At 67.9% G+C, this 25,383-nt stretch carries 23 protein-coding genes; 7 read left to right on the plus strand and 16 right to left on the minus strand.

Going from position 1 to position 25,383, the window contains the following annotated elements:
• The first annotated feature begins 1 nt into the window (after position 1).
• On the plus strand, positions 2 to 1,384 hold the full coding sequence (locus Q8K84_RS09000; protein ID WP_305282299.1) for a VWA domain-containing protein: 1,383 nt from the start codon (positions 2 to 4) through the stop codon (positions 1,382 to 1,384).
• 131 nt (positions 1,385 to 1,515) lie between these two features.
• Here Q8K84_RS09000 and Q8K84_RS09005 read toward each other — a convergent pair whose 3' ends face one another.
• The 8 genes from Q8K84_RS09005 to Q8K84_RS09040 form a co-directional block, all read right to left on the minus strand.
• Positions 1,516 to 2,256 (minus strand): DUF3800 domain-containing protein, encoded by a 741-nt coding sequence (locus Q8K84_RS09005; protein ID WP_305282300.1) that lies wholly within the window; start codon positions 2,254 to 2,256, stop codon positions 1,516 to 1,518.
• A 65-nt stretch (positions 2,257 to 2,321) separates the two neighbouring features.
• Entirely contained in the window at positions 2,322 to 4,496 is a 2,175-nt protein-coding gene (locus Q8K84_RS09010; RefSeq protein ID WP_305282301.1) for a xanthine dehydrogenase family protein molybdopterin-binding subunit, read from the minus strand.
• 5 nt (positions 4,497 to 4,501) lie between these two features.
• Positions 4,502 to 4,963, minus strand: a complete 462-nt coding sequence (locus Q8K84_RS09015; RefSeq protein WP_305282303.1) for a (2Fe-2S)-binding protein — start codon at positions 4,961 to 4,963, stop codon at positions 4,502 to 4,504.
• A gap of 137 nt (positions 4,964 to 5,100) precedes the next feature.
• Positions 5,101 to 5,796 carry a TPM domain-containing protein gene (locus tag Q8K84_RS09020; RefSeq protein WP_305282305.1) on the minus strand — a complete coding sequence of 232 codons (696 nt, stop codon included), beginning with the start codon at positions 5,794 to 5,796 and terminating at the stop codon, positions 5,101 to 5,103.
• 1 nt (position 5,797) lies between these two features.
• Entirely contained in the window at positions 5,798 to 6,601 is an 804-nt protein-coding gene (locus Q8K84_RS09025; RefSeq protein ID WP_305282306.1) for a YgcG family protein, read from the minus strand.
• Positions 6,598 to 7,287 carry a LemA family protein gene (locus tag Q8K84_RS09030; RefSeq protein ID WP_305282307.1) on the minus strand — a complete coding sequence of 230 codons (690 nt, stop codon included), beginning with the start codon at positions 7,285 to 7,287 and terminating at the stop codon, positions 6,598 to 6,600. The genes Q8K84_RS09025 and Q8K84_RS09030 overlap by 4 nt, the downstream gene beginning before the upstream one ends.
• 84 nt (positions 7,288 to 7,371) lie before the next feature.
• Positions 7,372 to 7,974, minus strand: a complete 603-nt coding sequence (locus Q8K84_RS09035; RefSeq protein ID WP_305282308.1) for a 2-hydroxychromene-2-carboxylate isomerase — start codon at positions 7,972 to 7,974, stop codon at positions 7,372 to 7,374.
• 17 nt (positions 7,975 to 7,991) lie between these two features.
• Entirely contained in the window at positions 7,992 to 8,732 is a 741-nt protein-coding gene (locus Q8K84_RS09040) for an SDR family oxidoreductase (RefSeq protein ID WP_305282309.1), read from the minus strand.
• Positions 8,733 to 8,823: 91 nt separating this feature from the next.
• On the opposite strand from Q8K84_RS09040, the gene Q8K84_RS09045 reads away from it, so the two are divergent.
• Positions 8,824 to 9,297 carry a helix-turn-helix domain-containing protein gene (locus tag Q8K84_RS09045; RefSeq protein ID WP_305282311.1) on the plus strand — a complete coding sequence of 158 codons (474 nt, stop codon included), beginning with the start codon at positions 8,824 to 8,826 and terminating at the stop codon, positions 9,295 to 9,297.
• Positions 9,298 to 9,308: 11 nt separating this feature from the next.
• Here Q8K84_RS09045 and Q8K84_RS09050 read toward each other — a convergent pair whose 3' ends face one another.
• From Q8K84_RS09050 to Q8K84_RS09065, 4 genes are all read right to left on the minus strand, one after another.
• Positions 9,309 to 11,192 (minus strand): ABC transporter ATP-binding protein, encoded by a 1,884-nt coding sequence (locus Q8K84_RS09050; RefSeq protein ID WP_305282312.1) that lies wholly within the window; start codon positions 11,190 to 11,192, stop codon positions 9,309 to 9,311.
• Positions 11,189 to 13,090: an ABC transporter ATP-binding protein gene (locus Q8K84_RS09055; RefSeq protein WP_305282314.1), complete on the minus strand. Its 1,902-nt coding sequence runs from the start codon at positions 13,088 to 13,090 to the stop codon at positions 11,189 to 11,191. Before Q8K84_RS09055 ends, Q8K84_RS09050 begins: the two co-directional genes overlap by 4 nt.
• Positions 13,091 to 13,234: 144 nt before the next feature.
• A complete protein-coding gene (locus Q8K84_RS09060) occupies positions 13,235 to 14,026 on the minus strand; it encodes a DUF1365 domain-containing protein (RefSeq protein WP_305282315.1) in 792 nt (263 codons plus the stop codon).
• A complete protein-coding gene (locus tag Q8K84_RS09065) occupies positions 14,023 to 15,372 on the minus strand; it encodes an NAD(P)/FAD-dependent oxidoreductase (protein ID WP_305282316.1) in 1,350 nt (449 codons plus the stop codon). The genes Q8K84_RS09060 and Q8K84_RS09065 overlap by 4 nt, the downstream gene beginning before the upstream one ends.
• A gap of 232 nt (positions 15,373 to 15,604) precedes the next feature.
• On the opposite strand from Q8K84_RS09065, the gene Q8K84_RS09070 reads away from it, so the two are divergent.
• The 5 genes from Q8K84_RS09070 (at position 15,605) to Q8K84_RS09090 (ending at position 21,506) form a co-directional block, all read left to right on the plus strand.
• Positions 15,605 to 16,633, plus strand: coding sequence for a cyclopropane-fatty-acyl-phospholipid synthase family protein (locus tag Q8K84_RS09070; protein ID WP_305282474.1), 1,029 nt, complete (start codon positions 15,605 to 15,607; stop codon positions 16,631 to 16,633).
• An 11-nt stretch (positions 16,634 to 16,644) separates the two neighbouring features.
• Positions 16,645 to 17,055 (plus strand): DUF2177 family protein, encoded by a 411-nt coding sequence (locus Q8K84_RS09075; protein ID WP_305282317.1) that lies wholly within the window; start codon positions 16,645 to 16,647, stop codon positions 17,053 to 17,055.
• Between the two features lie 209 nt (positions 17,056 to 17,264).
• Entirely contained in the window at positions 17,265 to 18,848 is a 1,584-nt protein-coding gene (locus Q8K84_RS09080) for an AMP-binding protein (RefSeq protein ID WP_305282318.1), read from the plus strand.
• Positions 18,849 to 18,969: 121 nt separating this feature from the next.
• Entirely contained in the window at positions 18,970 to 20,136 is a 1,167-nt protein-coding gene (locus tag Q8K84_RS09085; protein ID WP_305282319.1) for a DegT/DnrJ/EryC1/StrS aminotransferase family protein, read from the plus strand.
• A gap of 41 nt (positions 20,137 to 20,177) precedes the next feature.
• Complete coding sequence (locus tag Q8K84_RS09090; RefSeq protein ID WP_305282320.1) at positions 20,178 to 21,506, plus strand: nucleotide sugar dehydrogenase; 1,329 nt, start codon at positions 20,178 to 20,180, stop codon at positions 21,504 to 21,506.
• Between the two features lie 121 nt (positions 21,507 to 21,627).
• Here the strand turns inward: Q8K84_RS09090 and Q8K84_RS09095 are convergent, their stop codons facing one another.
• The 4 genes from Q8K84_RS09095 to Q8K84_RS09110 form a co-directional block, all read right to left on the minus strand.
• A complete protein-coding gene (locus tag Q8K84_RS09095; protein WP_305282321.1) occupies positions 21,628 to 22,440 on the minus strand; it encodes a thioesterase family protein in 813 nt (270 codons plus the stop codon).
• A gap of 90 nt (positions 22,441 to 22,530) precedes the next feature.
• A complete protein-coding gene (locus Q8K84_RS09100; RefSeq protein ID WP_305282322.1) occupies positions 22,531 to 23,424 on the minus strand; it encodes a patatin-like phospholipase family protein in 894 nt (297 codons plus the stop codon).
• A gap of 177 nt (positions 23,425 to 23,601) precedes the next feature.
• Positions 23,602 to 24,165, minus strand: coding sequence for a hypothetical protein (locus Q8K84_RS09105; protein WP_305282323.1), 564 nt, complete (start codon positions 24,163 to 24,165; stop codon positions 23,602 to 23,604).
• Positions 24,166 to 24,203: 38 nt separating this feature from the next.
• On the minus strand, positions 24,204 to 25,364 hold the full coding sequence (locus tag Q8K84_RS09110) for a hypothetical protein (protein ID WP_305282324.1): 1,161 nt from the start codon (positions 25,362 to 25,364) through the stop codon (positions 24,204 to 24,206).
• Positions 25,365 to 25,383 lie beyond the last annotated feature (19 nt).

Raw genomic sequence — 25,383 nt, forward strand, 5'->3', positions numbered from 1 at the left:
CATGCAGCACCAGATGGAGGACTTCATCCGCGCGCTCCGGGCCGCCGATGTGCGGGTCTCGCCGGTGGAGTCCATCGACGCCCACGAGGCCGTGGCCCGCATCGGCTATGCCGACCGCGAGCTGTTGAAGGACGCGCTCTGCGCCACGCTGGCCAAGAGCGAGGACGAGGTTCGGCGGTTCGACCGGGCCTTCGACGCCTTCTTCGCCCGCGACCCCTTCGACTTCGCCACCCCGCCCCCGCCGCCGGAGGGGGGCGAGGCCGCCCCGCCGGAGGCGAAGCTGGAGGACGTCTCCGAAGAGGCTGCCGGTTCGGAGCTGGCCCAGATCATCCTGGCCGGAGATTCCACCGCGCTCAGCCAGGCCATGGAGAAGGCCGCCCAGGCCGCCCAGGTCTCGGAGATCAGGCTGTCGACCCAGAGGAGCCGCCTGACCCGGCGGCTGCTGGACGAGATGGGGGTGGCCGAGATCGAGAAGATCATCAGCCAGGCCCGAAGGCTCGAGGGCGAGGGCGGAGCCGCCCTGGCCGACCGGCTGGAGGCCGGCCGCAAGATCGTGGCGGCCGAGGCCCAGCGCTATGTCCAGCGCCAGCACGACCTCTATGCCGCCGAGAGCGGCCGCCAGCTGCGCGAGGAGCTGTTGGCGCGCAAGGCGCTGAACGCCGAGGGGGGCATCGATCCTGTCGACCTGCAGGTGATGCAGGCCCTGGTGCGCAAGATGGCCAAGCGCCTGGCCGACCGATACTCCCGGCGGCGCAACCGGGCCCGCCGGGGCCACCTGGATGTCCGCCGGACGCTGCGCCAATCGATGGCCTATGGGGGCGTGCCGTTCAACGTGGTCTGGAAGACCGAGCGCGTCGACAAGCCCAAGATCATCGCCATCTGCGACGTCTCCAAGTCGGTGGCCGCGGCCGCCCAGTTCCTGCTGACCTTCCTCTACAGCCTCAATGAGGTGGTCGACCGGATGGACGCCTACGCCTTCTCCGGCCGCATGATCCCGGTGAACCAGATCCTGGACGAGCACGGGGTGGACAAGGCGATCCTGGAGGTCCTCAAGCTGATCGGCTTCCAGCAGACCGACTATGGCCGCGCCCTGCAGGACTTCGCCGAGAACCATCTCGACAAGCTCGATCGCCACACCACGGTGATCTTCCTGGGCGACGCCCGGTCCAACTATGCCGATCCGCGCCTGGACATCATGCGCACCATCCACGAGCGGTCCCGCTCAGTGATCTGGCTGAACCCGGAGCCGGAGAGCTACTGGAACCAGGGCGACAGCGTCATGAACCGCTACCTGCCCTTCTGCCACCTGGCCAAGACCTGCAACACGCTCGACCAGCTCGAACGCATCATCGAAGACGTCCTGCGCCAGTATGTGCCTCACTGAGGGGGGTTAGATGCGGCGGGGCCAGCGGCCAGTGATGTGGATGCCATCATCCGTGGGTCGACGACAGCAGCCGCGACCCCTTCCAGGACCATTCCCAGCCGCCCAAGAAGCGTACCTGAAAGGCGATCCGGTCAAGCACCCCATCCGCCGACGCGGGTAATTGCCTCCTCAAGCTCGATCAAGAGCGGGCGTCGATAGGCAATGGTCTTGTCCAGCGGCCGAACAAGCGCCACGAGGTCGGCGCGGCTCACCCGCACATTATTCATTCCACGAATAAAGTCGTTCCGCCAAAGCCACGCCAGGAGATCAGCCGACTGCAGCGGGACGACCTTAGTCTTCTCGACGAAGGTGTGATTCCCGTAGGCGAAGCGCCGACGCGCCTCTTCATGCTGGAACACCTCGTGCATGATCCGGTTCGCTTCGCTTTGGTCACGGTGGCCTGCCTCAAAGAAGTAGGCGATCTCGCCGCGGAAGTTGGTGCGCTTCCGCCAATCGCTTATCGCTGCAAGGCAGCCCCGAAGGCAGAACGAGTATGCCCCACCGATGCTTGGCTTCGGGGTGATAATTTCGTTGTACTCTCGCTCATCCACTGTGACTGAAAAGCCGAACACGGCGCAGTCATGGATCGTAGCAATCAACTCCTTCTCGACCTCGATGCGCTTCTGTTTGTGCATGTGGTCAAATGGGGAATTGCCGGGCGCGAAGTCCACCATGTGGAAAAAGGGAATCTTCTCCCGCTTCAGGACTTTTCCCCATTTCTTAGTGAAGCGGTTGGCCCCTGCCTTCAGGAAAAGATATCCGGCCACGCACATGACCGGCGACCCGTCGTGGGTCCCGCTCTCATCAATATAGACCTCTGCAAACGCCGCCAAAGCTTCCCACCCCGAGACAAGTACAAAAATGGAATGCGTAGCGGTTGGTTGTTCGGGGTAGCGACCTACCCCGCCGCCAGCTCCGACGCCTTCAGCGGCAGGCTCCGCACCCGCTTGCCCGTGGCGGCGAAGATGGCGTTGGTGACGGCTGGCACCACCGGCGGCAGGGCGGGTTCGCCCAGGCCCGTGGGCGGGTTGTCGGACTTGATGAAGTGGGTCTCGATCACCGGCGCATCAGCGATGCGCAGCAGGGGGAAGGTGTCGAAATTGGCCTGTTCCACCTGGCCGTCCTTGATGGTGATCTCGCCGAACATTTCGGAAATGCCGTCGATCACCGAGCCCTCGATCTGGTTGAGCGCGCCGAGCGGATTGATGATCTGGCGGCCGACATCGGCGGCGACCCAGACCTTCTCAACCTTCACCGTCCCGTCCTGCGCGACGGCCACCTGGGCCACCTCGGCAAAATAGCCCAGATGGCTGTAGTGGAAGGCGATGCCCTGGCCCTGGCGGGGGCCGAGCGTGGTCTTGCCCCAACGGGCCTTTTCGGCGGCCAGACGCACGACGCCGGCCATGCGTTCGGCGTCAAAGGCGCCGCCGCTGGACTGGGCCAGCAGGCGCAGGCGCATCTCCACCGGATCGACGCCGCCGGCATGGGCCAGTTCGTCGATGAAGGACTGCACCACAAAGGCGATGGCGTTGCTGCCCGGGGCGCGCAAGGGGCCGGTGGGCACGCCCAGCGGCATCATGGAGACGTCGAGCTTGTAGTTGGGAAGGAACTGGGCGGGGAATTCGGTGGCCGCCATGCCGGCGCTGCGGGCCGTGGCCTCACCTTCGCCAAAGGTGACGAAGTGGTTGGCCCAGGCGGTGATGTTCCCCGCAGAGTCGACCCCGCCGCGGAAGTGGTGGAAGCCCGCCGGCCGATAGAAGTCGTGGCGCATGTCGTCTTCGCGGGTCCAGACCAGCTTGACCGGGGCGCCGGCCTCCCGGGCGATCCAGGCGGCCTCGACCATGTAGTCGTTCATCAGCCGGCGACCAAAGCCGCCGCCTGAGCGGGTCATGTGGACGATGACGTTTTCCGGCGCGATCCCCAGGGTCTTGGCGACCAGCTGGCGGCCGGGCTCGGGCAGCTGGGTCGGGGCCCAGATCTCCATCTTGCCGTCATGGAAGTGCGCCGTGCAGTTCTGCGGCTCCAGCGTGGCGTGGCTGAGGAAGGGATAGAAGTAGTCGGCCTCCACCGTCTTGGCCGAGCCCGACAGCGCGGCCTCGACATCGCCGTCGCTGCGCAGGGACTTGCCGCCCTTGGCCGCGACGAGGCTGCGGGCCTGGCCGGCATAGCCCGGTGTGGACTGGCTGGAGGTCGGATGATCCGCCCACTGAACTTTTAGCGCCTGACGGCCCTTGTTGGCGGCCCACCAACTGTCGGCGACCACGGCGACGCCGGGCAGCAGGCCGTCGAGTTCGGTCCCGCCCTCGACCACGAAGGCCTTGCGCACGCCCTTGACGGCTTGCGCCGCGGCGAGGTCGGCGCCGGCCACCTTTGCGGCGAACACGGGCGCCTTTTCATAGGCGGCGTAGAGCATGCCCGGCAGGCGCATATCGATGCCGAACAGGGGCTGGCCGGTGACGATGGCGGCGGTGTCTACCTGGGGGATGGGCTGGCCGATGATGCGGTAGTTCGCGGCGTCCTTGAGCTTCAGGCTCGAAAGTTCCGGCGCGGTCTGGGTGGCGGCCTTGGCGGCGAGCGCGCCATAGGTCGCCCGGCGGCGGCTGGCGGCATGGACGACCACGCCGGGCTCCGTCGTCAGGCTGGCGACATCGACGCTCCAGTCGGCGGCGGCCGCGGCCATCAGCATGGCGCGCCCGGCCGCGCCGACCTGGCGCAGCTGGTCCCAATGCAGGGGGGTGGCCATGCTGCCGCCGGCGAACTGGCGGCCATAGGCTTGCGGATCATTGCCGGCCTGGACCGTGCGGACATTGGCCCAGTCCACGTCCAGCTCCTCGGCGATCAGCATGGGCAGGGAGGTCTTGATCCCCTGGCCGATCTCCGGGTTCTTCGACACGATGGTGATGATCCCATCCGGGGCGATCTGCACATAGGCGTTGAGCTTGGCGGGGCCATCGGCCGCTGCGCCCTTGCCGGCGAAGGAGAAGGCCAGGACCAGACCGCCGGCGCCGCCGCCAGCCAGCACGGCCCGGCGGGAGGGGGAGAAGCCCTGAGTGATGTTGGTGATCATGCCCATGGTCTTCAGGCCTCCTGGCCGGCGGCGCGCTTGATGGCTGCGCGGATGCGAACATAGGTGGCGCAGCGGCAGATGTTGCCCGCCATGGCCGCGTCGATGTCGTCGTCGGTGGGGGCCGGGTTCTGGGACAGGAGCGCGGTGGCCGACATGATCTGGCCGGGCTGGCAGTAGCCGCACTGGGCCACGTCAAGCTCGCTCCAGGCCTTCTGGACCCGGGCGCCGACCTCAAGCGCGCTGGCGCCTTCGATGGTGGTGATCTTGGCGTCGCCGATGGCTTCGATGGGGGTCATGCAGGCGCGGATCGGGGCGCCGTCCGCATGGACGGTGCAGGCGCCGCACTGGGCGATCCCACAGCCGAACTTGGTGCCCACCAAACCCAGGGTGTCGCGCAGCACCCACAGCAGCGGGGTGTCGGGATCCACGTCGGCGTTCATCGTCACGCCGTTGACGTTGAGCTCGTAGGCCATGCCCCGTCCCCTTGTTCTGGTTTCCTCAGATACCAAGAGTACGGGCGACGGGGGCGGAGGTAAACGGTTGTTCGAACTTCGCTCTAGCCCGGGGCGCGTTTCATCCGATCACCGGTTCCCCCTTATCGGAACGCGCTCTAGAGGCGGGGGATCAGGAGCACCGCGTCTGGCAGCTCATTGGGGTTGTCGGTGGGGTCGGCGGGGAAGTGCTCGGCCAGGATGTCGCCCACCTGGGTGATGGCGGCCACCAGGCCTTCGCCGGTGCGCCCGGCCTTGGCGCCCGCCACCAGGGCGGCGATGGCGTCATCCCAGCGCTTCTGATCGACCACCGCGGCGATGCCCTCGTCGGCGATCAGTTCTGCGCCATGCTCGGCCAGGGAGACGAAGATCAGCACGCCGGTCCGCTCCCGGGTCTGGTGCAGGTTGCGGGCCAGGAACAGCTCCTGGGCGTGGCGCCGGGTGCGGTCGAGCTTGACGCTGCGGGGCGTCATGAAGCGGCGCACAGGACCCAGCGAGCCCACCACCGCGACCAGGATGAAGAGGACCGCCTGCAGGACCAGGGTGGCGGTCAGCGCCCCGCGCACCGCCATCTCGGCGGCTGCGCCCGCCTGGGCCGCCGTCCAGGGGGCGAAGGCGTCGGGGACCGACACCTGGACGCCGGCCAGCAGCAGGATGGCCGGGGCCGCCAGCGCGGTCAGGCCCGCCCACAGGAAGGGGGTTTCGCGATAGTCCGAGGACTCCTCGGCGATGACGCAATAGAGCTCGCCCCGGGTGCGGGTCTCGGCGGCGCGGACGGCGGCCTTGACCGCCTGGGTCTCCTGATCGTTCAGCATCTCACCAGCTCCCCGAGGATCCGCCGCCACCGAAGCCGCCGCCGCCGCCGGAGAAACCTCCCCCGCCGAAGCCGCCGCCGCCACCGAAGCCGCCCCCGCCGCGGCCGCTGCTGCTGGAGATCAGCAGGGGCAGGAGCCACCAGAGGCTGGAGCCCCGGCGTCCGCGGCCACGGCCGCGACCAAAGGCGCCCATGAAGCCGCCGATGATCCAGAAGACGATGAACAGCACGAAGATGATCGGGGCGATCAGGCCCTCTTCGCCTTGCGATTGTTCAGCCGCGGCTGCGGCCCGGGCCAGGGCCTCGTCTTCCGGCAGGGCCAGCTGATCAATGATCGCCCCCGTGCCGGCGATGACGCCGGCCTCCATCTCACCCTCGCGAAACTGCGGCAGGACGACAGCCTGGAGGATAGTGGAGGACAGGGCGTCGGTGAGGATCGGCTCCAGCCCGTAGCCCACCTCGATGCGGACCTTGCGCTGGTTCGGCGCGACGATGAACAGGGCGCCGGAATCGGTCTCGGCCTCGCCGATCCCCCAGTGGCGGCCGAGCTGATAGCCGTAGTCCTCGATCTCATAGCCCTGCAGATCGGGCAGGGTGACCACCACCAGCTGGCGGCCGCTGGCGCTCTCCAGGGCGGCGAGCTGCTCGGTGAGCTGGGCCTCGGTCTGGGGCGAGAGCATGTTTGCGCCGTCGACCACGCGGCCGCTCAACGCCGGGAAGCTGGGCGCGGTCTGGGCCTGTCCCGTCCCGGCCAAGGCCAGGACGAGACCGAAGGCCAGGGCGCAGGCGGCGCCGAACGACCTCATTGGGCGGGCGCAGGCTCAATGGCAGGCGCAGGCGCAGGCGCCGGCAGCGGCGCGGGAACCGGCGCGGGGGCCGGAGCAGCCGGCTGCTCGAAGGTCACAGTCGGCGCCGTCTGGGCCGAGGCTGTGGCTTCGAAGGTCTGCATGGGCTCGGCCCAGCCATGGACGGTGTTGGCCCAGATGGCGCCGGGGAAGGTGCGGATCTCGGTATTGTAGTCGCGCACGGCCTCATTGTAGTCGCGCCGGGCGATGGCGATCCGGTTTTCGGTGCCTTCCAGCTGGCTCTGCAGGGCCAGGAAGTTCTGGTTGGACTTCAGCTCCGGATAGCGCTCCTGGATCATCATCAGTCGGCCCAGCACCCCTGACAGCTGGTTCTGCGCCTGGGCGAAGCGCTCGAACTGGGCCGGATCGGTGATGGTGTCGGCGTTGACCTGGACCTGGGTCGCCGAGGCCCGCGCCTCGGTGACGGCCACCAGGACCTCGCGCTCCTGGGCGGCGAAGCCCTGGACGGTGGAGACCAGGTTGGGGATCAGGTCCGAACGGCGCTGGTACTGGTTCTGCACCTCGGCCCAGGCGGCCTTGGCCCGCTCGTCCTTGGTGGGAATGGTGTTGATGCCGCAGCCGGCGAGCGCCAGCGGAACGGCGATCAGGACGGCGGCGCGGGCGAGGCGGGCGAACAGTCTGGACAAGGCGGGCGCTCCGAAGTGGTGATGGCGCAGTTTCGGCGCGAATGTGGGCTGCGCCTTGATCCTGCGCAATGGGCGCCGCGCGCGTCAGGCCGCCAAAGCCTCCTCGACCTGGCCCAGGCGATCCTTGCCGAAGAACATCTCCTGGCCCACGAAGAAGGTGGGGATCCCAAAGGCGCCACGGGCGGCGGCGGCCTCCGTGCCCGCCATCAGCTCGGCTTTCACGGCCGGGTCCTGTGTGGCCTCCAGCAGCCCTTGGGCGTCAAGCCCGGCGGCGGTGAGCACCTCGGCGACTACCGCCGGATCATCCATCTTGCGCCCCTGCTCCCACATGGCGACCAGCACCGCTTCGATATAGGGCGTTTCGACACCGGCCCGCCGGGCGGCGACCAGGCCACGCATGATCAGCAGCGTGTTGACCGGAAAGTGCGGATTCATCTGGAAGGCGGTCAGCCCGTGGCGGGCCACAAAGCGCCGCGTCTCCAGGTTCTCATAGGCGAGCTTGCCCTTGACCTCGGCGAAGGCCTCCATGGGCGAGCGGTTGGAGGTCAGCTTGAAGAGACCGCCCAGCAGCACCGGCGTCACCTTCACCACAGCGCCGGTGCGCGCCAGGATCGCCGGCAGGGCGCGCCAGGACAGGTAGGCGTTGGGACTGCCGAAATCGAACAGGAATTCCAGGGTGGCGGCCATCGGGCGTCTCTCCTTGCTCACCAACTCTCCGACCACGGACGAAGATCGAGCTCATGGGTCCAGGCCGAGCGGGCCTGGCGATGAAGGGCCACATAGGTGGCGGCGATATCGGCGGGCTTGAGGACCCGATCCTCGACCAGGCGCTGTTCGATGTCGGGCATGTTGGCGCGGCTGAAGACCCCGTCGATGGCGCCGTCGACCACCACGTGGGCCACATGGACCCCCTGGGGCGCCAGTTCGCGGGCCAGGCTCTGGGCGACGGCTCGCAGGCCATGCTTGGCGGCTGCGAAGGCGGCAAAGCCTTCCCGGCCCCGTACTGACGCCGTGGCGCCGGTGAACAGGATCGTGCCTCGGCCCCGGGGCAGCATCACGCGCGCGGCCTCACGGCCGGTCAGGAAGCCCGCGAAACAGGCCATCTCCCAGACCTTGGTGAAGACCCGGCTGGTGGTCTCCAGGATGGGGAAACGGACATTGGCCCCGATGTTGAACACCACCACCTCGATGGGGCCCACCTCGGCCTCGATGCGGTCGAACAGGGCGGCCATCTCGGCCTCTTCCCGGGCGTCGACGCCGTAGGCCCGGGCCTGCCCGCCGGCCGCGAGGATCTCGTCCGCCAAGGCCTGGAGCTGATCCTCGTGGCGGGGCCGCCGGGTCACGCAGGCGATCAGGCCTTCGGCCGCGAAAGCCTTGGCGATCGCCCCGCCGACGCCGTCACCGGCGCCGATGACCACGCAGGCGCCTTTGGGTTCGTCTGCCATGGACCCCTCCGTTCAAAATTCGAACTCAGGTTCGTATTGAATTTGAACGGAGTCAATCGCATTATCGGCGGGCAGCAGGAGGTCGCCGCCGATGAAATGGGATGAGCTGGCCCGGGAGCCCTGTTCGGTGGCCCGATCCCTGGCGGTGATCGGCGACCGCTGGACCCTGATGATCCTGCGCGACGTCTTCCTGGGCGTCCGCCGGTTCGAGACCTTTCAGGCCCGTCTGGGCATTTCGCGCAGCATCGTCACCGAACGGCTGAACCTGCTGGTGGCCGAAGGCGTGCTGGAGCGCAGGCCCTATCAGGACCGGCCGGTGCGTCACGAATACCGCCTGACCGCCAAGGGCCTCGACCTGCATCCGGTGATCATGGCCATCGTTGACTGGGGCGACCGCCACTATGCCGGTGCGAGCGGGCCCCCGATCCTGCGTCGGCACAAGGGCTGCGGCTGCGACTTCCACGCCGTCCAGGTCTGTTCCGAATGCGGCGACCCCGTCACCGCCCGCGACGTCGAGGCGAGGCCGGGGCCCGGCGCGGCGGCAAGGGCCGCGCTCGCCCCCTGACCCATTCGCCTCTACGTCCTCGTCGCGAATTCGGCGTCGCCCGTGGCGGCCACCTGGGCGTCGTCGAAGGAGGCGTGGGCTGAGGTGTAGAGCCGGGAATAGAGACCCTGGTTGGCCATCAGCACGTCGTGGGGCCCCTGCTCCAGGATGTGACCCTGCTGGAGGACGATAATCTTGTCAGCGTCGCGGATGGTCGCCAGCCGGTGGGCGATGACGATGCAGGTCCGCCCCGCAAACAGCACCTTCAGCGCCTTCTGGATCGCCTGTTCGGTGAAGGAGTCGATATTGGCCGTGGCCTCGTCGAGGATCAGGATCTGCGGATCGGCGACCAGGGCCCGGGCGAAGGACAGCAACTGCCGCTGTCCAAGGGAGATGTTGCGTCCCCGCTGGCCGAGCTGGGTGTCGTAACCCTCGGGCAGACGCATGATGAAGTCATGGGCCGAGACCGACCTGGCCGCCGAGATCACATCCTCGCGGGTGGCGCCTGAGGTATTGTAGCGGATGTTCTCCTCGATGGTGCCGCTGAACAGGAAGGGCTCCTGCAGCACCATGCCGATATTGCGGCCCAGGGATTCCAGCGTCACGTCGCGGACGTCGCGCCCGCCGATCAGCACCTGGCCCTGGTCCACCTCGTAGAAGCGGTGGGCGAGCGCGATGATGCTGGTCTTGCCCGAGCCCGTGGGGCCCACCAGCGCCACCACCTGACGGGGCTGAACCTCGAAGCTCACATCGTGCAGCACGGGGCGGGCGGGGTCATAGCCGAAGGTGACATTGCGGAATTCGACGGTGGGCGCGAAGTTCGCCAGGGGTTCGGCGTCGGGCTTGTCGACGATGGTCACCGGCACATCGAGCACCTCGAAGATCCGGTGCCCCGCGGCCATGGCCCGCTGCATGATGGTGTATTGCATCGACAGCATGCGGACCGGGTCGAAGAACCGCTGCACATAGAAGATGAAGGCGACCATGACGCCGACGTCCAGCCGGCCCCCCAGCACCGCATTGCCGCCAACCACGATGACGATGCCCATGGCCAGCCCGGTCAGGACATCGACCGTGGGGACCATCACCTGGGTCATGGCCGCCGAGCCGTTCTGGGCGGCCATGTTTTCCCGGGCCTTCTCCTCATAGAGCTTGAAGTTCATCGCCTCGCGGCGGCTCTCCTGCACCGTGCGAACCCCCTGGATGTTCTCGGCCAGCGCGCTGTTGGCGGTGGAGGAGGCGTCGCGCGCTTCCCGGAACGTCTTCTTGGAGAAGGGCAGCCAGATGGCGCGGACGACGATCAGGGCGGGGATCACCGTCAAGGTCAGAAGGCCAAGCTGCAGGTCCATGCTGAGCAGGGCGACCGTGATGCCGATCAGCAGGGCGATGTCGCCGACCGCGCCGGTGGTGCTCTCCAGGAACTCCTGCAGGGCGTTCACGTCGCCTTGCAGCCTGGCCATGATCCGACCCACATGGGTCTTGTCCATGAAGGACAGGGATACGTCCTGGAAGTGGCTGAACATGGCGCGGCGGACGTCGAAGATGACCCGCTGGGCCAGCCGCGAACTCATCCACTGTTCGAGGAAGAAGGCGCCGGCGTTCAGGATCACCACGCCGACGAAGATGGCGATGATCTGGTCCAGCCGCGCATTGTCGCCGCCGCCAACCGCGGCGTTCACCGCCTGGCCGATCATGTAGGGAATGGCGATGGCCGTGGCCGCCGAGATCAGCACGGCGATCTGTGCGCCGATGACGAAGGTCTTGTGGGGTTTGAGGAACGGGATGAACCGGCCCAGGATCTTGGGGTTGATCGAGGCGAAAATCTCTTCGGCGTCATCGCTGCCGAGGGTGGCCCGGGGCTTGCGGGGGGTCTGAGAGGCGACGTCGGTCCCGCGGTCGAAGACGAAATCGCTCATGCCCGCACCCCTTCGGTCTGGCTGGCGGCGGGGGCCTCTGCTGACGCCTCGGGCGCCAGGTCCTCGGACAGCCCCCCCCCATCGGCCCGGGTCTGCAGGGCGTAGAGCTCGGCATAGACGCCGCCGGCGGCGACCAGGCTGCGATGGTCGCCGCGTTCGACCACCCGGCCCTCGTCCAGCACGATGATCTGGTCGGCGTGCATCAGGGAGGACAGGCGATGGGCGATGATCACCGTGGCCTTGGTCTCGGTGGCGCTGGCCAGGGCGTCCCGGACCTTGCGCTCAGTGACGGCGTCAATGGCGGCGGTCGAGTCATCGAAAATCATGACGCCCGGCCCCGGCACCACGCCCCGGGCGATGGACATCCGCTGGCGCTGGCCCCCGGACAGGGCCACGCCGCGCTCACCCACCCGGGTCGTGTAGCCGACCGGCAGGCCGGCGATATAGTCGTGCAATTGGGCGGTGCGGGCGGCGCCGACGATGCGGTCCTCCTCGGCCCAGGGATCGGCATAGGCGACATTGTTGGTCACCGTGGTGTCGAACAAGAAGGCCTCCTGCTGCACCAGACCGATATATTCCCGCAGAGTGGCCAGGCTGACCTCGCGGATGTCCTGACCATCGATGGTGATGCGGCCGCCGCTCACGTCGTAGAAGCGGGGGATCAGGTTGGCGATGGTCGACTTGCCGCTGCCCGGCGCGCCGACGACCCCCAGGGTCTGGCCCGGGCGGACTTCGAAGCTGACGTCGCTCAGCACCGGCCGGCCCTCGTCATAGGAGAAGTCCACATGCTCGAAGCGCAGGATTCCTTGCGTGGGCGCCAGGGGCCGGGCGCCGGGCGCGTCGGCGATCTCGGGCGCCAGATCGAGGACCTCGAACACCCGACCGCCCGATGAGGTGGCCCGGGCCGCCGAGGCGAAGATCATGGCGATCTGCCGGATCGGGGCCTGCAGCAGGGTCATATAGGTGAGGAATTCGGTGAGCCGCCCCACCGACATGGCGCCGGCGATCACCTGGTGGCCGCCGTACCAGAGCAGCATCGCCATGGAGCCGTAATAGCTGAGCGTCATGGCGGTGATCGCCCGAAAACGCAGGGTGATGCGCTTGAACGAGTATTGCAGGGCGTTGTCGGCGGCGACGTCGAACTTGCCCATCTCAAAGGCCTTGGCCGAGAAGGCGCGCACCACCCGGATGCCCTGGAGATTCTCCTCCATGGTGAGCGTCAGGACCGACATCAGCTGCTGGACCCGCAGCCAGGTCACCCGCAAGAGAAAGCCCATCCGCGCCAGGAACCAGCCGGCGATGGGCACGAAGGCCAGGGCCAGGAAGGCCATGGTGACGTCGGTGGAGAACATCATGAAGGCCGAGACCGACAGCAGCATGACCAGGGTCAGGGTCTGCATCATCCCGCCCTGGATGAAGGCTCTCGTGCCTTCCAGGTCGAGCATGCCGCGGGTCACCAGGTCGCCGGAATGGATCTTGTCATGGAAGCCGAAGGACAGGCGCTGGAGCTGCTGGAAGAAGGACAGCCGCAGGTCATAGGCCACCTTCTGGCTGACCTTCTCGGCCACATAGCCCCCATAGCCGGTGAGCAGTCCGCGCAGGCTGGCCGCGCCCAGAACAAGCAGGGCTGTGTTGATCAGGGCGCGCTGCACATCGTCGGCGCTGGCGCTCCCGCCCGCCAGCAGCAGGTGAGCCTGATCCACCGCCTGGCCAAACAGACGCGGCAGGGTGAGGCTGAACAGGGCCGCCCCGATGGAGCAACCGACGGCCAGGGCGACCAGACCCGGATAGCGCAGGGCCAATCCCATGATTCTGCGCAGCACTCGGGGCATGGCCGAGACGTCAATCGACACAGAATCCGCCGCCGCATCCCTGGGGGAGGGGCGTGAATCACTCATCTGAAAATGTCCAATCTTGGTATGACGCCATCATGCGGCGCCACCAGGGGTCGCGCCACCGTCTTTTGACGCCGCCGCCAATTAGTCCATCTGCGTGACATCCGTCCGGGTCTCGGGACCGGGATCGACCAGACAACCTTGGCCTCAGGCGGACAGGGGCCGCGCCCTGGGAGCCACGGTCACCGCCATAGTCGGCGGCCTGGGTCGCGGCCGCAATCGCCCGCCCTTCAGCCAGATCTTGAGGGCTTCCCAATGGATGGCGCCCATGACCCCGAGGGTCATCCAGGGGTGGGTGAGCCACGCCGTCAACAGGGCGCGATCGGTCAGGGGTCGCCGGCCGCCGGCGAAGCCGGCCGACAGCAGGGGCCCCTCCCCGTCGGACACCTCGATGCTGACCGCCACCTTCTCGCCTGGGGGGCGGATGGTGAAGGCGTAGGTCAGGTCCATGTCCATGAAGGGCGAGACATAGAACCCCTTGTCGATGGCTTGGCGCAGGGTTTCGCCCTCTATGGCCGGGGCTGGGATCAGATAGCTGTGCCGGTCGCCGAAGGTGTTGTTCACCTCATAGAGGATGGCGCTGAGGCCGCCGTCGGCGCGGTGGCAGAAGAAGACGCTCAACGGATTGAACACCCCCCCCAGCACCCGGGGCATGCAGAGCAGGCGGATGGGGCCCCCCGTCTCAAGCCCCGCCTGCGCCAGGTGGGCCTCCACCTGGGTCTTGAGGGGACGAGCCGTGCCATCCCCATGGTCCCGGCTCTGGAAGCTGAACAGACCGGGGGCGTCGAACCCGAAGAGGCGAAGGCCCCGGCCCAGGGCCGGGGCTTCATCGAGGTCCACCAGCAACATGAAGATGCGGTAGCGCAGGCTATGCGCCTTGGGACGCGTCCGGGCGTGGAGGACCAGCCCCGGATAGAGGCCCGAGGCGGACGGGCTCACGCGGCGGCCTCGGCCGGGGCTGCGGTGGGGACCGGGCGCAGGCGGATTCGCCCGGATTCGCCGTCCACCGACCAGGGCCGGCGCACGCCGCCGAGCTGCTCGGCCACCGCCAGCCCCGACTGCAGCCCGTCCTCATGGAAGCCGTGGCCGAAATACGATCCGCAGAACCAGGTCCGGTTGGCGCCTTGGAGGGACCACAGCTCGTCCTGGGCGGCCAGGGCGCCGGCGTCGAACAGGGGATGCTCATAGACCTCGGTGCGGATCACCGCCTCCGGCGCGATCTCCCGGTTCGGGTTGAGGGTGACGAAGAGCTCAGGCTTGGACGGCAGGCTCTGCAGCTTGTTCATCCAGTAGGTGACGCAGCCCTCCTCCGGCGCGCCGCGACGGCCGAGGTGATTCCAGGCGGTCCAGGCCGCGCGGCGCTTCGGCATCAGGGCGGGGTCTGTGTGAAGGACAGTGAGGTTGCGGCTGTAGCGAAAGGCCGACAACAGGCGGGTCTCCTCCGCGCCCGGATCCTCCAGGAGGGCCAGGGCCTGATCGCCGTGGGTCGCGATCACCACCTCGTCGAACCGCTCGACCTGGCCATTGGCCAGCCGGATATCGACGCCGCCAGCCTCACGGCGAACGCCGACCACCCGGACGCCTGAGCGGACCTCCCCCTGGAAGGCCGCGGCCAGACGCGACACATAGGTGCGGCTGCCCCCCTCCACAGTCCGCCACAGCCCTCGCCCGAAGACGCTCATCATGCCGTGGTTCTGGAAGAAGCGGATCAGGGCCGCGGCCGGATAGGCGCCGATGGCGCCCAGCGGCGTCGACCAGATCGCCGCAGCCTGGGGCAGCAGGTGGTCGTCCCGGAAGGCCTGGCAGTAGCCCTTCTGCTTCAGATAGTCGTCGAGGCTGGTGAGAGGAGCCTCCAGGGCCGCAAGGTCCCGGGGGCCATGGCGATAGAAGCGGGTGACGTCCCGCAGCATCCCCCAATAGCGGGCGCTGAAGACATTGCGCTTCTGAGCGAACAGGGACTGTGAGGAGTACTCGAAGGCGCCGTCATCCAGGGAGACGCTGAGCGCCATGTCAGCGTCCAGGGTCGAGACGCCCAGGTGGGCCAGCAGGGCCGTGAAATTGGGATAGTTTTCCTCGTTATAGACAATGAAGCCCGTATCGACGGCGACGATCCCATCGGGGCCACCAGGCGCCTCGACGGTGTTGGCGTGGCCGCCCAGCCGGCTGTCGCCCTCGAACAGGGTCACCTTGTGCTTTGCGCCCAGCAGCCAGGCCGCCGAGAGGCCGGAGACGCCCCCCCCGACCACGGCGATCCGCAACGGCCTGGAACTGTTGTCTGCGCCCACGGGAACTCCTTGACTGCTGTTGATTTGGTCAGACCGCCGCCCCACCGGCGCCGACCTCAAGCATTACGGGGCGAGTGACAGGGCGGATGCAGCCCCAGGCCGACGCATCCGAACTCTCCGGTCTCGCGTAACCAGATGGTCGAACATGGACCGGCGCGGCGCGGCGGCGTCGCAGAACAGCCCGCAATGCAGCCCGGAATACAGCCCGGAATACAGAAGGAACACCGCCTCGATGAGCTTTATCGGTTCGGCCATCCAGGCCTTTGAAGGGGCCCCGGCGCCCGACCTCATGCGACGGGCGGCCATCGAGCTGCTGGTCGCCAACGCCCGGCGGCAACTGGGCAAGGCAGGCCCTGACGCCGAGGCGAAGTTCGCCCGCGAAATGAGCGAACGCCCTATCGCCGAACACGCCGCCGCGGCCAATGATCAGCACTACGAACTGCCCGCGGCCTTCTTCCAGAAGGTGCTTGGGCCGCAGCTCAAATACTCCAGCAGCCTCTACGATCCCGGCGTCGCCGACCTCGCCTCGGCGGAGGAGAACGCCCTGTCGGAGACCGCCGATCACGCCGGTCTTCAGGACGGCCAGGAGATTCTGGAGCTTGGCTGCGGCTGGGGATCCCTCACCCTGTGGATGGCCCGCGCCCTGCCCCGGGCCCGGATCACCGCGGTGTCCAACTCGGCCAGCCAGGGCGAATATATTCGCGAGCAGGCCCGGGCGGCCGGCCTGACCAATGTCACGGTGCTGACCGCCGATATGAACACCTTTTCCGCACCGGGCCAGTTCGACCGGGTGGTCTCGGTGGAGATGTTCGAGCACATGGCCAACTGGCGGGCCCTGCTGACCCAGGTGCGCGGCTGGCTGAAGCCGGACGGCCGGGCCTTCATCCATGTGTTCACCCATCGCACCACCCCCTACCGGTTTGAACTGGAGGACGAGTCGGACTGGATCGGCCAGCACTTCTTCTCCGGCGGGGTCATGCCCAGCCATGGGCTGATGAGCCAGTTCCCCGACCTGTTCGAGGTCGAGGCCGACTGGCGCTGGTCGGGCCGCCACTATGAGCGCACCGCCCTGGACTGGCTGGCCAATTTCGACCGAAACGACGCGGCCATTCGCGACGTGCTTCGGGAGGTCTATGGTGACGCCGCCCCGCTGTGGCGGCGGCGCTGGCGGCTGTTCTTCCTGGCCACGGCGGGCCTGTTCGGCCACCGGGGCGGCGCGGAATGGGGCGTCAGCCACTATCGTCTCAAGCCGGCCCTCTGAAGGAGCTCGCCATGCTGAAATACGTCATCGGCTATCTGGGCGCGGGTCTGGCCTTCGCCCTCATCGACGCGGTCTGGCTGACCACGGTGGGACCAAAGCTCTATCGTCCGACCCTCGATGAGGTGCTGGCCGATCAGTTCGCCCTGGGTCCGGCGATCGCCTTCTATCTGATCTATATCGCCGGCATCATGATCCTCGCGGTCAGCCCGGCGGTCCGCGACGGCGGATGGACCCAGGCCCTGACCACCGGGGCGATCCTCGGCTTCCTCTGCTACGCCACCTATGACCTGACCAACCAGGCGACGCTCAAGGTGTGGGCGACACACATCACCCTGGCCGACATCGCCTGGGGCACCTTCCTGACCGGCGCCTCAGCCACCGCCGGCTACTTCGTCACCCGCTGGGCTGAACGCACCTTCTAGACCTTCCCCCGGCCGCCCGATCCGACCCTTGTTCGGATTGGGCGGCCGTTGTCGTTGCGGAATTCCGCTGTCATTGTGCGGCCAAGGACGGCCCAGGCGGCGGTCGGGCATATTTCGCCCGATCCCCCCGGAGCCACGCCGTCCCCCAACGATAATCAGACGCGCCCTGCGCCCGGGACTCCCGGTCAGCAGACGCCGGGAGGAATTTGATGGAAGATTTGAAAGAGCGCGTGGGCCTGGACAACCGGCTGGACGAAGCCGCAGTCAATGGCATGACCATGGCCGTGTGGGCCGACGTCCAGCCCGACAAGACCGCCGTGGTCGACGCCTATGGCAAGTCGCGGACCTTCGCCGAGGTCAACGCCAACGCCAACCGGCTCGCGCGCCTCTTCCGTCAACATGGAGTCCAGCCCGGCGACAGCCTGGCGCTGGTCTGCTCGAACCGGGCTGAATTCATCGAGGTCCTGGCCGCCACCATGCGCGCCGGCGTGCGCATCACCCCGGTTAACTGGCACCTCAACGCCGACGAAATCGCCTATATCATCAACGATTGCGAGGCCAAGGTCCTGGTCGGCGACGTCCGGGTGGCGGTGATCGGCGAGGTGGCGACCCATTGCCCGCACCTGACGCTGAAGCTGTCGGTGGGCGGGGATATCGACGGCTTCGTCGACTATGACACCGCGCTGGGGCCGCTGGACGGGTCGGACATTCCCGACCCCATTCTGGGCAATCAGATGATGTACACCTCGGGCACCACCGGGCGTCCGAAGGGCGTCTTCCGCCCCGCGCCGGTGGTCACCCCGGTCAGCATCCTGGCCGGCCGCGGCTATGATGACACCTCGATCCAGCTTTGCGCCGGCCCGGCCTATCACGCCGCCCCTCTGGCCTTTGACGTGCGGGCGGCCATGGGCACCGGTTCGACCCTGATCTTCATGGACAAGTGGGACTCTGAAACTGTCCTGCGCAATATCAGCGAGCAGAAGGTCACCCACCTGCACATGGTGCCGATCATGTTCCAGCGCCTGCTGGACCTGCCCGCCGAGGTGAAGGCCAAGTACCCCGTGGACCATGTGCGCTACATCGTCCACGGCGCAGCGCCCTGCCCGCCCGAGGTCAAGCAGGCCATGATCGAGTGGTTCGGCCCGGTGCTCAGCGAATACTATGCCGGCTCCGAAGGCGGCGCGGGCTTCACCATCAATTCCGACGAATGGCTGCAGAAGCCGGGCAGCGTCGGCAAGCGCCCGGCCCTGCTGCAGGTCCGCATCATCGACGAACAGGGCAACGACTGCCCCAACGGCGTGCCCGGCACCATCTATCACCAGCTGCCCCCCGGCGGCGGGTTCCAGTACTACAAGGACGAGGCCAAGACCCAGGCCTCCCGGGTGGGCGAGTTCTTCACCATGGGCGACGTCGGCTATTTCGATGAGGACGACTATCTGTTCCTCACCGGCCGCAGCGCCGAAACCATCATCTCCGGCGGCGTGAACGTCTATCCGCAGGAGATCGACAACGAGCTGATCAAGCATCCAGCCGTGGCCGATTCCTCCACCGTCGGCATCCCGCATCCCGAATGGGGCGAACAGGTCAAGGCGGTCATCATGCTCAATGAGGGCTATGAGGCGAGCGACGAACTGGCCCACGAAATCCTCGACTTCGCCCGCAAGGCCCTGCCCGGCTTCAAGGTCCCCCGTAGCCTGGACTTCGTCACCGAGCTGCCCCGCAGCGAGGCCGGCAAGATTCAGCGCAACAAGGTCCGCGCCCCCTATTGGGAAGGCCGCGCCCGACAGATCTGATCGCGTCGCCGCGCCGGGACCGGTTCCGGCGCGGCGAAATCTTGCGAAAACATCCGTGTTTGGCGTGACCTCCGGGGCCGTGGCATGTACCGCCGCCTTAACGACCCCACGAGTAGCCGCCATGCCGATCCCCTTCATCGACCTGCAGGCCCAGCGCCTGCGCCTCGGCGAGCCCCTGGAGGCCGCCATCCTCGAGGTGGTGCGCTCGGGCGCCTATGTCATGGGCCCGCAGGTGGCGGCCTTCGAAGCCGCCCTCGGCGCCTTCGGTCAGGCGCCGCATGTGCTGTCCTGCGGCTCCGGCACCGAGGCGCTGATCCTGCCGCTGATGGCCTGGGGAATCGGGCCCGGGGACGCGGTCTTCTGCCCCTCCTTCACCTTTGCGGCCACAGCCGAGGTCGTGCCCCTGGTCGGCGCCTCGCCGGTCTTCGTGGACATATTGCCCGACACCTACAACATGGACGCCGCCCATCTGGACGCCGCCATCGCCGCGGTGAAGGCAGAAGGCAAGCTGACGCCCCGGGCGGTGATCGCCGTCGACCTGTTTGGCCAGCCCGCCGACTATCCGGCGATCAGCGCGGTCTGCCAGAAGCATGGGCTGAAGCTCATCGCCGATTCCGCGCAAGGGTTCGGCTGCACCCTGGGTGGCCATCACCCGCTGCACTGGGCCGACGTCGCCACCACCAGCTTCTTTCCCGCCAAGCCGCTGGGCTGCTACGGCGACGGCGGGGCGGTGCTGTGCAAGGACGCCCGTCTCCACGACATCCTGGTCTCCCTGCGGGTGCATGGCCAGGCGGTGAAGTCGGACCTTGAAGGGCGAACCTTCGACCACGATCCCAAATATCTGAACATGCGGATCGGCATGAACGCCCGGATGGACACGGTCCAGGCCGCCGTCCTGCTGCAGAAGCTCTCCATCTTCGCTGACGAGATCGCGGCCCGAAACCGCGTCGCCGACCGATATGCCGAGGGACTGTCCGACGTCGTGCGCACGCCCCGGGTGATCGAGGGCGGGATCTCGGTCTGGGCCCAGTACACCATCGAGACCGACGCCCGGGACGGCTTGGCCGCCTATCTGAAGGCCGCCGAAATCCCCACCGCCGTCTACTATCCGATCCCGATTCACAAGCAGGGGGTCTATTCTGGATATCCGGTGGGACCCGGCGGATTGCCGGTGACGATGGCTGCCGCCGAGCGGGTCATCAGCCTGCCCATGCATCCCTATCTGGAGCCCGACGTGCAGGAACAGATCATCGCCGCCATCCGAGCCTTCGCCGGTCGCAACGCATGAGCGGCGCCGGCGCCACAGGAGATCGTCCGACCCCGGATCAAATGGCCGAGGCCTTCGAGGCCCGCGCCGAGTCGCGGGATCTGGTGATCGGCGTCATCGGCATGGGCTATGTCGGCCTGCCGCTGTCCGAAGGCTTCATCGGCAAGGGCTTCCGGGTCCTGGCCTATGATCCAGACGCCGCCAAGATCGAAGCCCTCAACTCAGGCCGCAGCTATATCAAGCACATCTCTGACGACCGGGTGGCGGCCATGGCCGCGACGGGACGCCTGGAGGCGACCACCGATGAGGCCCGCCTGGCCCACGTCGACGCCCTACTGATGTGCGTGCCGACGCCGCTCAATGTCCACCGTGAGCCTGACCTGTCCTATGTGGCCGACTGCGCGACCACCATCTCGCGTCATCTGCGCCAGGGTCAGCTGGTGGTGCTGGAATCGACCACCTATCCCGGCACCAGCGAGGAGCTGATCCGGCCGATCCTGGAGGCCGCCTCCGGCCTGAAGTCCGGGATCGACTTCGCCATCGCCTACAGCCCCGAGCGCGAGGACCCCGGCAATATCGATTTCGGGGCCACCACCATCCCCAAGGTGGTGGGCGCCGACACCGAGGCTGAGCGGCGGATGGCCATCGCGGTCTATTCGCCCCTGACCCAGGTGGTGCCGGTCAGCGACCTGAAGACGGCCGAGGCGGTCAAGCTGACCGAGAACATCTTCCGGCTGGTCAATATCGCCCTGGTGAACGAGCTGAAGGTCGTCTTCGAGAGCATGGGCATCGACATCTGGGAGGTGATCGATGCGGCCAAGACCAAGCCCTTTGGCTATATGCCCTTCTATCCGGGGCCGGGGCTCGGCGGGCACTGCATCGCCATCGATCCCTTCTACCTGACCTGGAAGGCCCGGGCGCACGGAGAGGCGACCCGATTCATCGAATTGGCTGGCGACGTGGTCGCCGCCCTGCCCCGCCGGGTGGTGGAGGCCGTGGCCGAGTCGCTGTCCAGCCGCGAGGGCAAGGCGGTGAACGGCGCGCGCATCCTGGTGGTGGGGCTGGCCTACAAGAAAAACGTCGACGACATGCGCGAGAGTCCGTCGCTGCATGTGATCCGCCTGCTGCGCGAACGGGGCGGCCTGGTCGACTACTACGACCCGCACATCCCGGTGGCGCCCGACAATGGCGAGCATCCCGAGGTGGCCGGCATGGCCTCCATAGGCTGGGACGAAGCCGCGCTGGCGACCTATGACTGCGCCGTCATCTGCACCGATCACGACATGGTGGACTATGCGACCCTGACCCGGGTCGTGCCCCTGGTGATCGACACCCGCAACGCCGTCGGCCGCCTCGCGCCTGACTTCGCCGACCAGGTCCGAAAGGCCTGAGGCCCGGCCTGCCGTCATGCTCGCCCTAGTGGCGAGCATCCCTGTCGAGGGCAGGCGCGAGCGTCTCGAGGGATTCTCGGCACAAGGCCGAGAATGACGAGGGGTGGGTGAGTGATCGCCCCTATTTGAACCAGCAGAGCTGTTCGGTGGTCGCCAGCAGGACGCCGTCGCGGGACCAGAGCGCGCCGTGCTGGTCGAAGAAGCCGCTTTCGAAGCGCCGCGCCTGGGCGTGCGCCAGAACGAAGTCGCCCCCCACCGCCGCCAGTTCGGCCGGCGTGGCGTGGAAATAGACGCTCATGCTCACCGTCGAGGCCGGGCGGCGCTCTGGGCTGCGATAGAAGATGCGCGGGGCGAACACGTCAGCCAGGCCCGCCAGCAGCGGATAGTCCAGCGGCCGCGCCTGGTGGTCACGAACCCAGGTCGTCGTCAGGCTGTCGTCATTGGCCTGCAGGGGAGCCGACCCCGAGACCTGACGGGTCTCGAACATGGCGGTGAAGAAGCCGGGCCGGCCGGGCACGCCCGCGATCGCTTCCGGCGCGGTCACACCCTCGGGAAAGCTCGCCTCGTGGGTCGAGAACGTCTCGCGCCTTTGACCGAGGGTCACCATGGCCATGGCCACCGCGGCCTTGTTCTGGATCAGCTCGGAGGTCCAGAATTCCACCGACTTCCCCTGTCTCGCGGGGCGCGTGGACAGGCTGAGCGGCGACTCATCGAGGCCGCCCATCAGGTTGACCGTCATGGCCACCGGCGTACCCCCGTGATCGCCCTCGGCAAGGACCGCCTTCAGCAGCAGGGCCGCCGTCCAGCCGCCCCAGGGGCCGATCATGTTCCAGTAGCGCTTGTCGATCCGGGAGTCCCAGAGCCGGGGACCGGCGGGGCTGAGCGGCAGGGCCTCATCAAAATCGTGCAGGCGCACGGGCGCGGCGGCGTCCATGGAAAGTCCCTCAAATGAATGCAGGCGCGGCGGGGAGGCCGCAGTAATTCCCGCCTTCTAGGAAGGACGCCCTAAGGGAAGGCTAGCAGGTCAGTTCCACACTGTGGCGATCCGGGCGGCCTCGGCGCGGCCCTGCTCAAGACCTGCGCGGACGGCGTCGGGTCGGCGGGCGAAGTTCATCAGGTTGACGCCCATGGCCCCGGCGCTGCCGGCGTCAGGGCTGATCAGGACCACCTGCGCGCCCGAGGCGTTGAGCGCAGCGATCTCCTCGTCCAGCTGCCTCGCCATGGCCTCGGCCGCCGGCCCGGCGGACGCCCCGCCGCGCACCTGGACGAGGACCACCAGATCATGGCCCTTGGCCATGTCGGCGTTGAGCGACGAGCGCATGCCGCCGTCGATATAGCGCCGTCCCTTCAGGGTCACAGGGGGATAGACCCCTGGCACCGAGCAGGACGAGGCGACCGCCCGCGTCACGCCAACGCCTGACTCGCTCGTCCAGAGTTGAAACGCGCCCGTCAGGGCGTCCACTGCGGTGCAGGCGAAGCCGCGCTCGGGCCAGGCGTCCTCGGCGAGGCCGGCGAAGGAACGTCCAAAGGAGGCGATGAAGGCCGCCTCATCCACCGTCTCGGCGGCCAGTGCGAAGGCGCCGATATCGGCGCGCACGGATTCGGCCGGGCGGGCGCCGGAGCGGGCCTCCTGCATCATCTTCATCAGCGGCGTCATGTCCGGCGCGGCGCGTGGGCCTGTGTCGGTCTTGACCGGCGCCGGGCGGGGCCGGTCCGCTTCGGCCAGGATCGGGGCCGCAAGGTCACCGGCCGGGTCGCCAAGCGCCAGCCTCGCGCCGACAAACGACCCCGCTGAGGTGCCGAGAATGAAATCTGCGACGCCGAGGTCGACGCCCGCCTGGGCGAGGCCTGCGATCAATCCCGATTCCCAGGCGATCCCCACCGGACCGCCGCCGCCCAACACCAGCGCCTTGCTCATGGAAGTCTCCCCAGCCGTGTTCTGTCTTTCCGGCGAGGATCGCCCGCCATGGCGGGCATGTCCATGAGAGGCGCCCGAAACGAACGAGAGCGCAGCCAAGGACTGCGCTCTCTCCGTCAGGATGAGACCGGAACTCCCCCAAGCCCGGCCGACGCCCCCACAGGGGTAGGGACGCTCCTAACAGGCCTTTTCGCGGTAGAGACCAAGCAGGTGGTTCATCCGCTGTTGTTGGGGCGACACGCTCGGCGCCGCGACTTCACCGCCTGCGGCGACCGCTTGACCCACAGCCTGGGAGCTGGAGTCCGCCACCGCGCTCAGGGCCTGGGCGGCGAAGGGGCTGAAGGCCCCACCCACCATGCCGCGGGCCAGCCCGTATCGGGCCGCGCCGCCCAGGACGCCGCTGGCCAGACCGCCGGCCATACCCCGACCTTGCTTGGCGCGCTGGGCCTGCTTGGCGGCTTCGGCCTGCTCGGCCATCAGCTGCGCGTTCAGCGTATTGGCCTCCGCGCCGATCTGTTCACAGCTCATGGCCCGGTCGCCAGAGCGAAGCACCTGATAGACATTGGGGTCGACCACCGGGGCGAGGGGCGCTGTCGGAGCCGCGGCTGGCGCTTCGGCGGCGGGATGGGCGGCCAGGGGCTGAGCTTCCGCCGCGGGCGGCGGGGCGGCTTCGGTGGTCTGGGCGACCGCGCCGGTGGCGGCCAGCACCAGGGCGGCCGTGGCGCAAAGCAAACGCTTCATGGTTCAAGTCTCCATTGCAAGGGAAGGGACGGAAGAGGTCACTGGCCGCGCGCCTTGCGGATTTCGGTCACCAGGGCCGCATTGAATCCCTGGACGGCCGCCCGGCTCAGGGCGGCGTAGCGCTTGGGTGAGATCTCGGCGTCGTAGACAAGGCTCTGGCGGTAGATCGACCCAAAGCCGATGGTCACCAGGGCGTTGTGCGTGGCGATGGAGTCCGACCGATCGGCCGTCTGGGCCAGGATTCCGAAGGGCTGGGGGGTAAAGGCGCCCTTGGTGGTGAACCAGCCGGGCATGGCGCCACCGCCATTATTGCCCCACACAAAGTCGATCCGGGAAGTCGGGTTGATGCCGAAGCGCAACTCAGCGTCCACCGAGGCCGAGCCGCTGTAGGTTCTCTGCCCTGTGCTCTCCATGTCGATGTAGTCGATCAGCAGGCGCGGCACGATGATGACGGCGTCCAGGTCACGGCTGGCCCGGCCAAAGCTCATCAAGGCGCCCGAGGCTGCGATCGCCCCCATACCGGTCTCGAAGGCATAGCCCTTGATGGGCGCAAGGGACCTGGGGCCATAGACAATCCACGCCTTGGTGGCCCGACTGTCGATGATGCCTTTGCCGCCGAACGCGTCCCCGTGGCGGGCGAGGCCCCGCACCTGGTCGGAAGACTGCAACTGGGCGGGATCGATCACCTCAAAGCCCGCGGCCTCAAGTTGGGCGACCAGGTCAGCATAGGCCATGTCGGCCAGATCCCGGGCCATCTCGTCCGTCAGACCGACCAGTCGGGTGGCGATCTGGGTCCGGCGCTGGCTGGTGTCGAGCCCGGCGCCGCCACCGAACGCGCTGGCGCTGGCGCCCTGGACGAAGGCCAGGCTGTAGCCGGGAATGGCGATCTTCGGCCGATTGGCGAGGTAGCGGGTCGCGTGGCCCTGCAAGGCGACCGGCAGGGGCGGCGCCATGTCGGGCATCATGTCCAGCTGCGCCAGACTGACCTGACCGCCGGCCTGCGCCCCCACATAGCTGCGGCCCACCGCCCCGCTGATCGAGGTCGAGCCTGTTCGTCCCGACGAAGCGTCCTTGGCCGGCGGGGCCCCGGGCGGAGGCCCATAGAGGGCGCCGAACGGATCGGCCTGGGCGAAGGCGGAGCCCGCGAGGGCGAGGAGGGCGACCGCCATGGCGGTCAAGCCCGTCGATCCGTGGCGCATGGGGGGGCGCATGGGGGAA

The sequence above is a fragment of the Phenylobacterium sp. genome, from assembly GCF_030679875.1.
GTDB lineage: Bacteria > Pseudomonadota > Alphaproteobacteria > Caulobacterales > Caulobacteraceae > Phenylobacterium.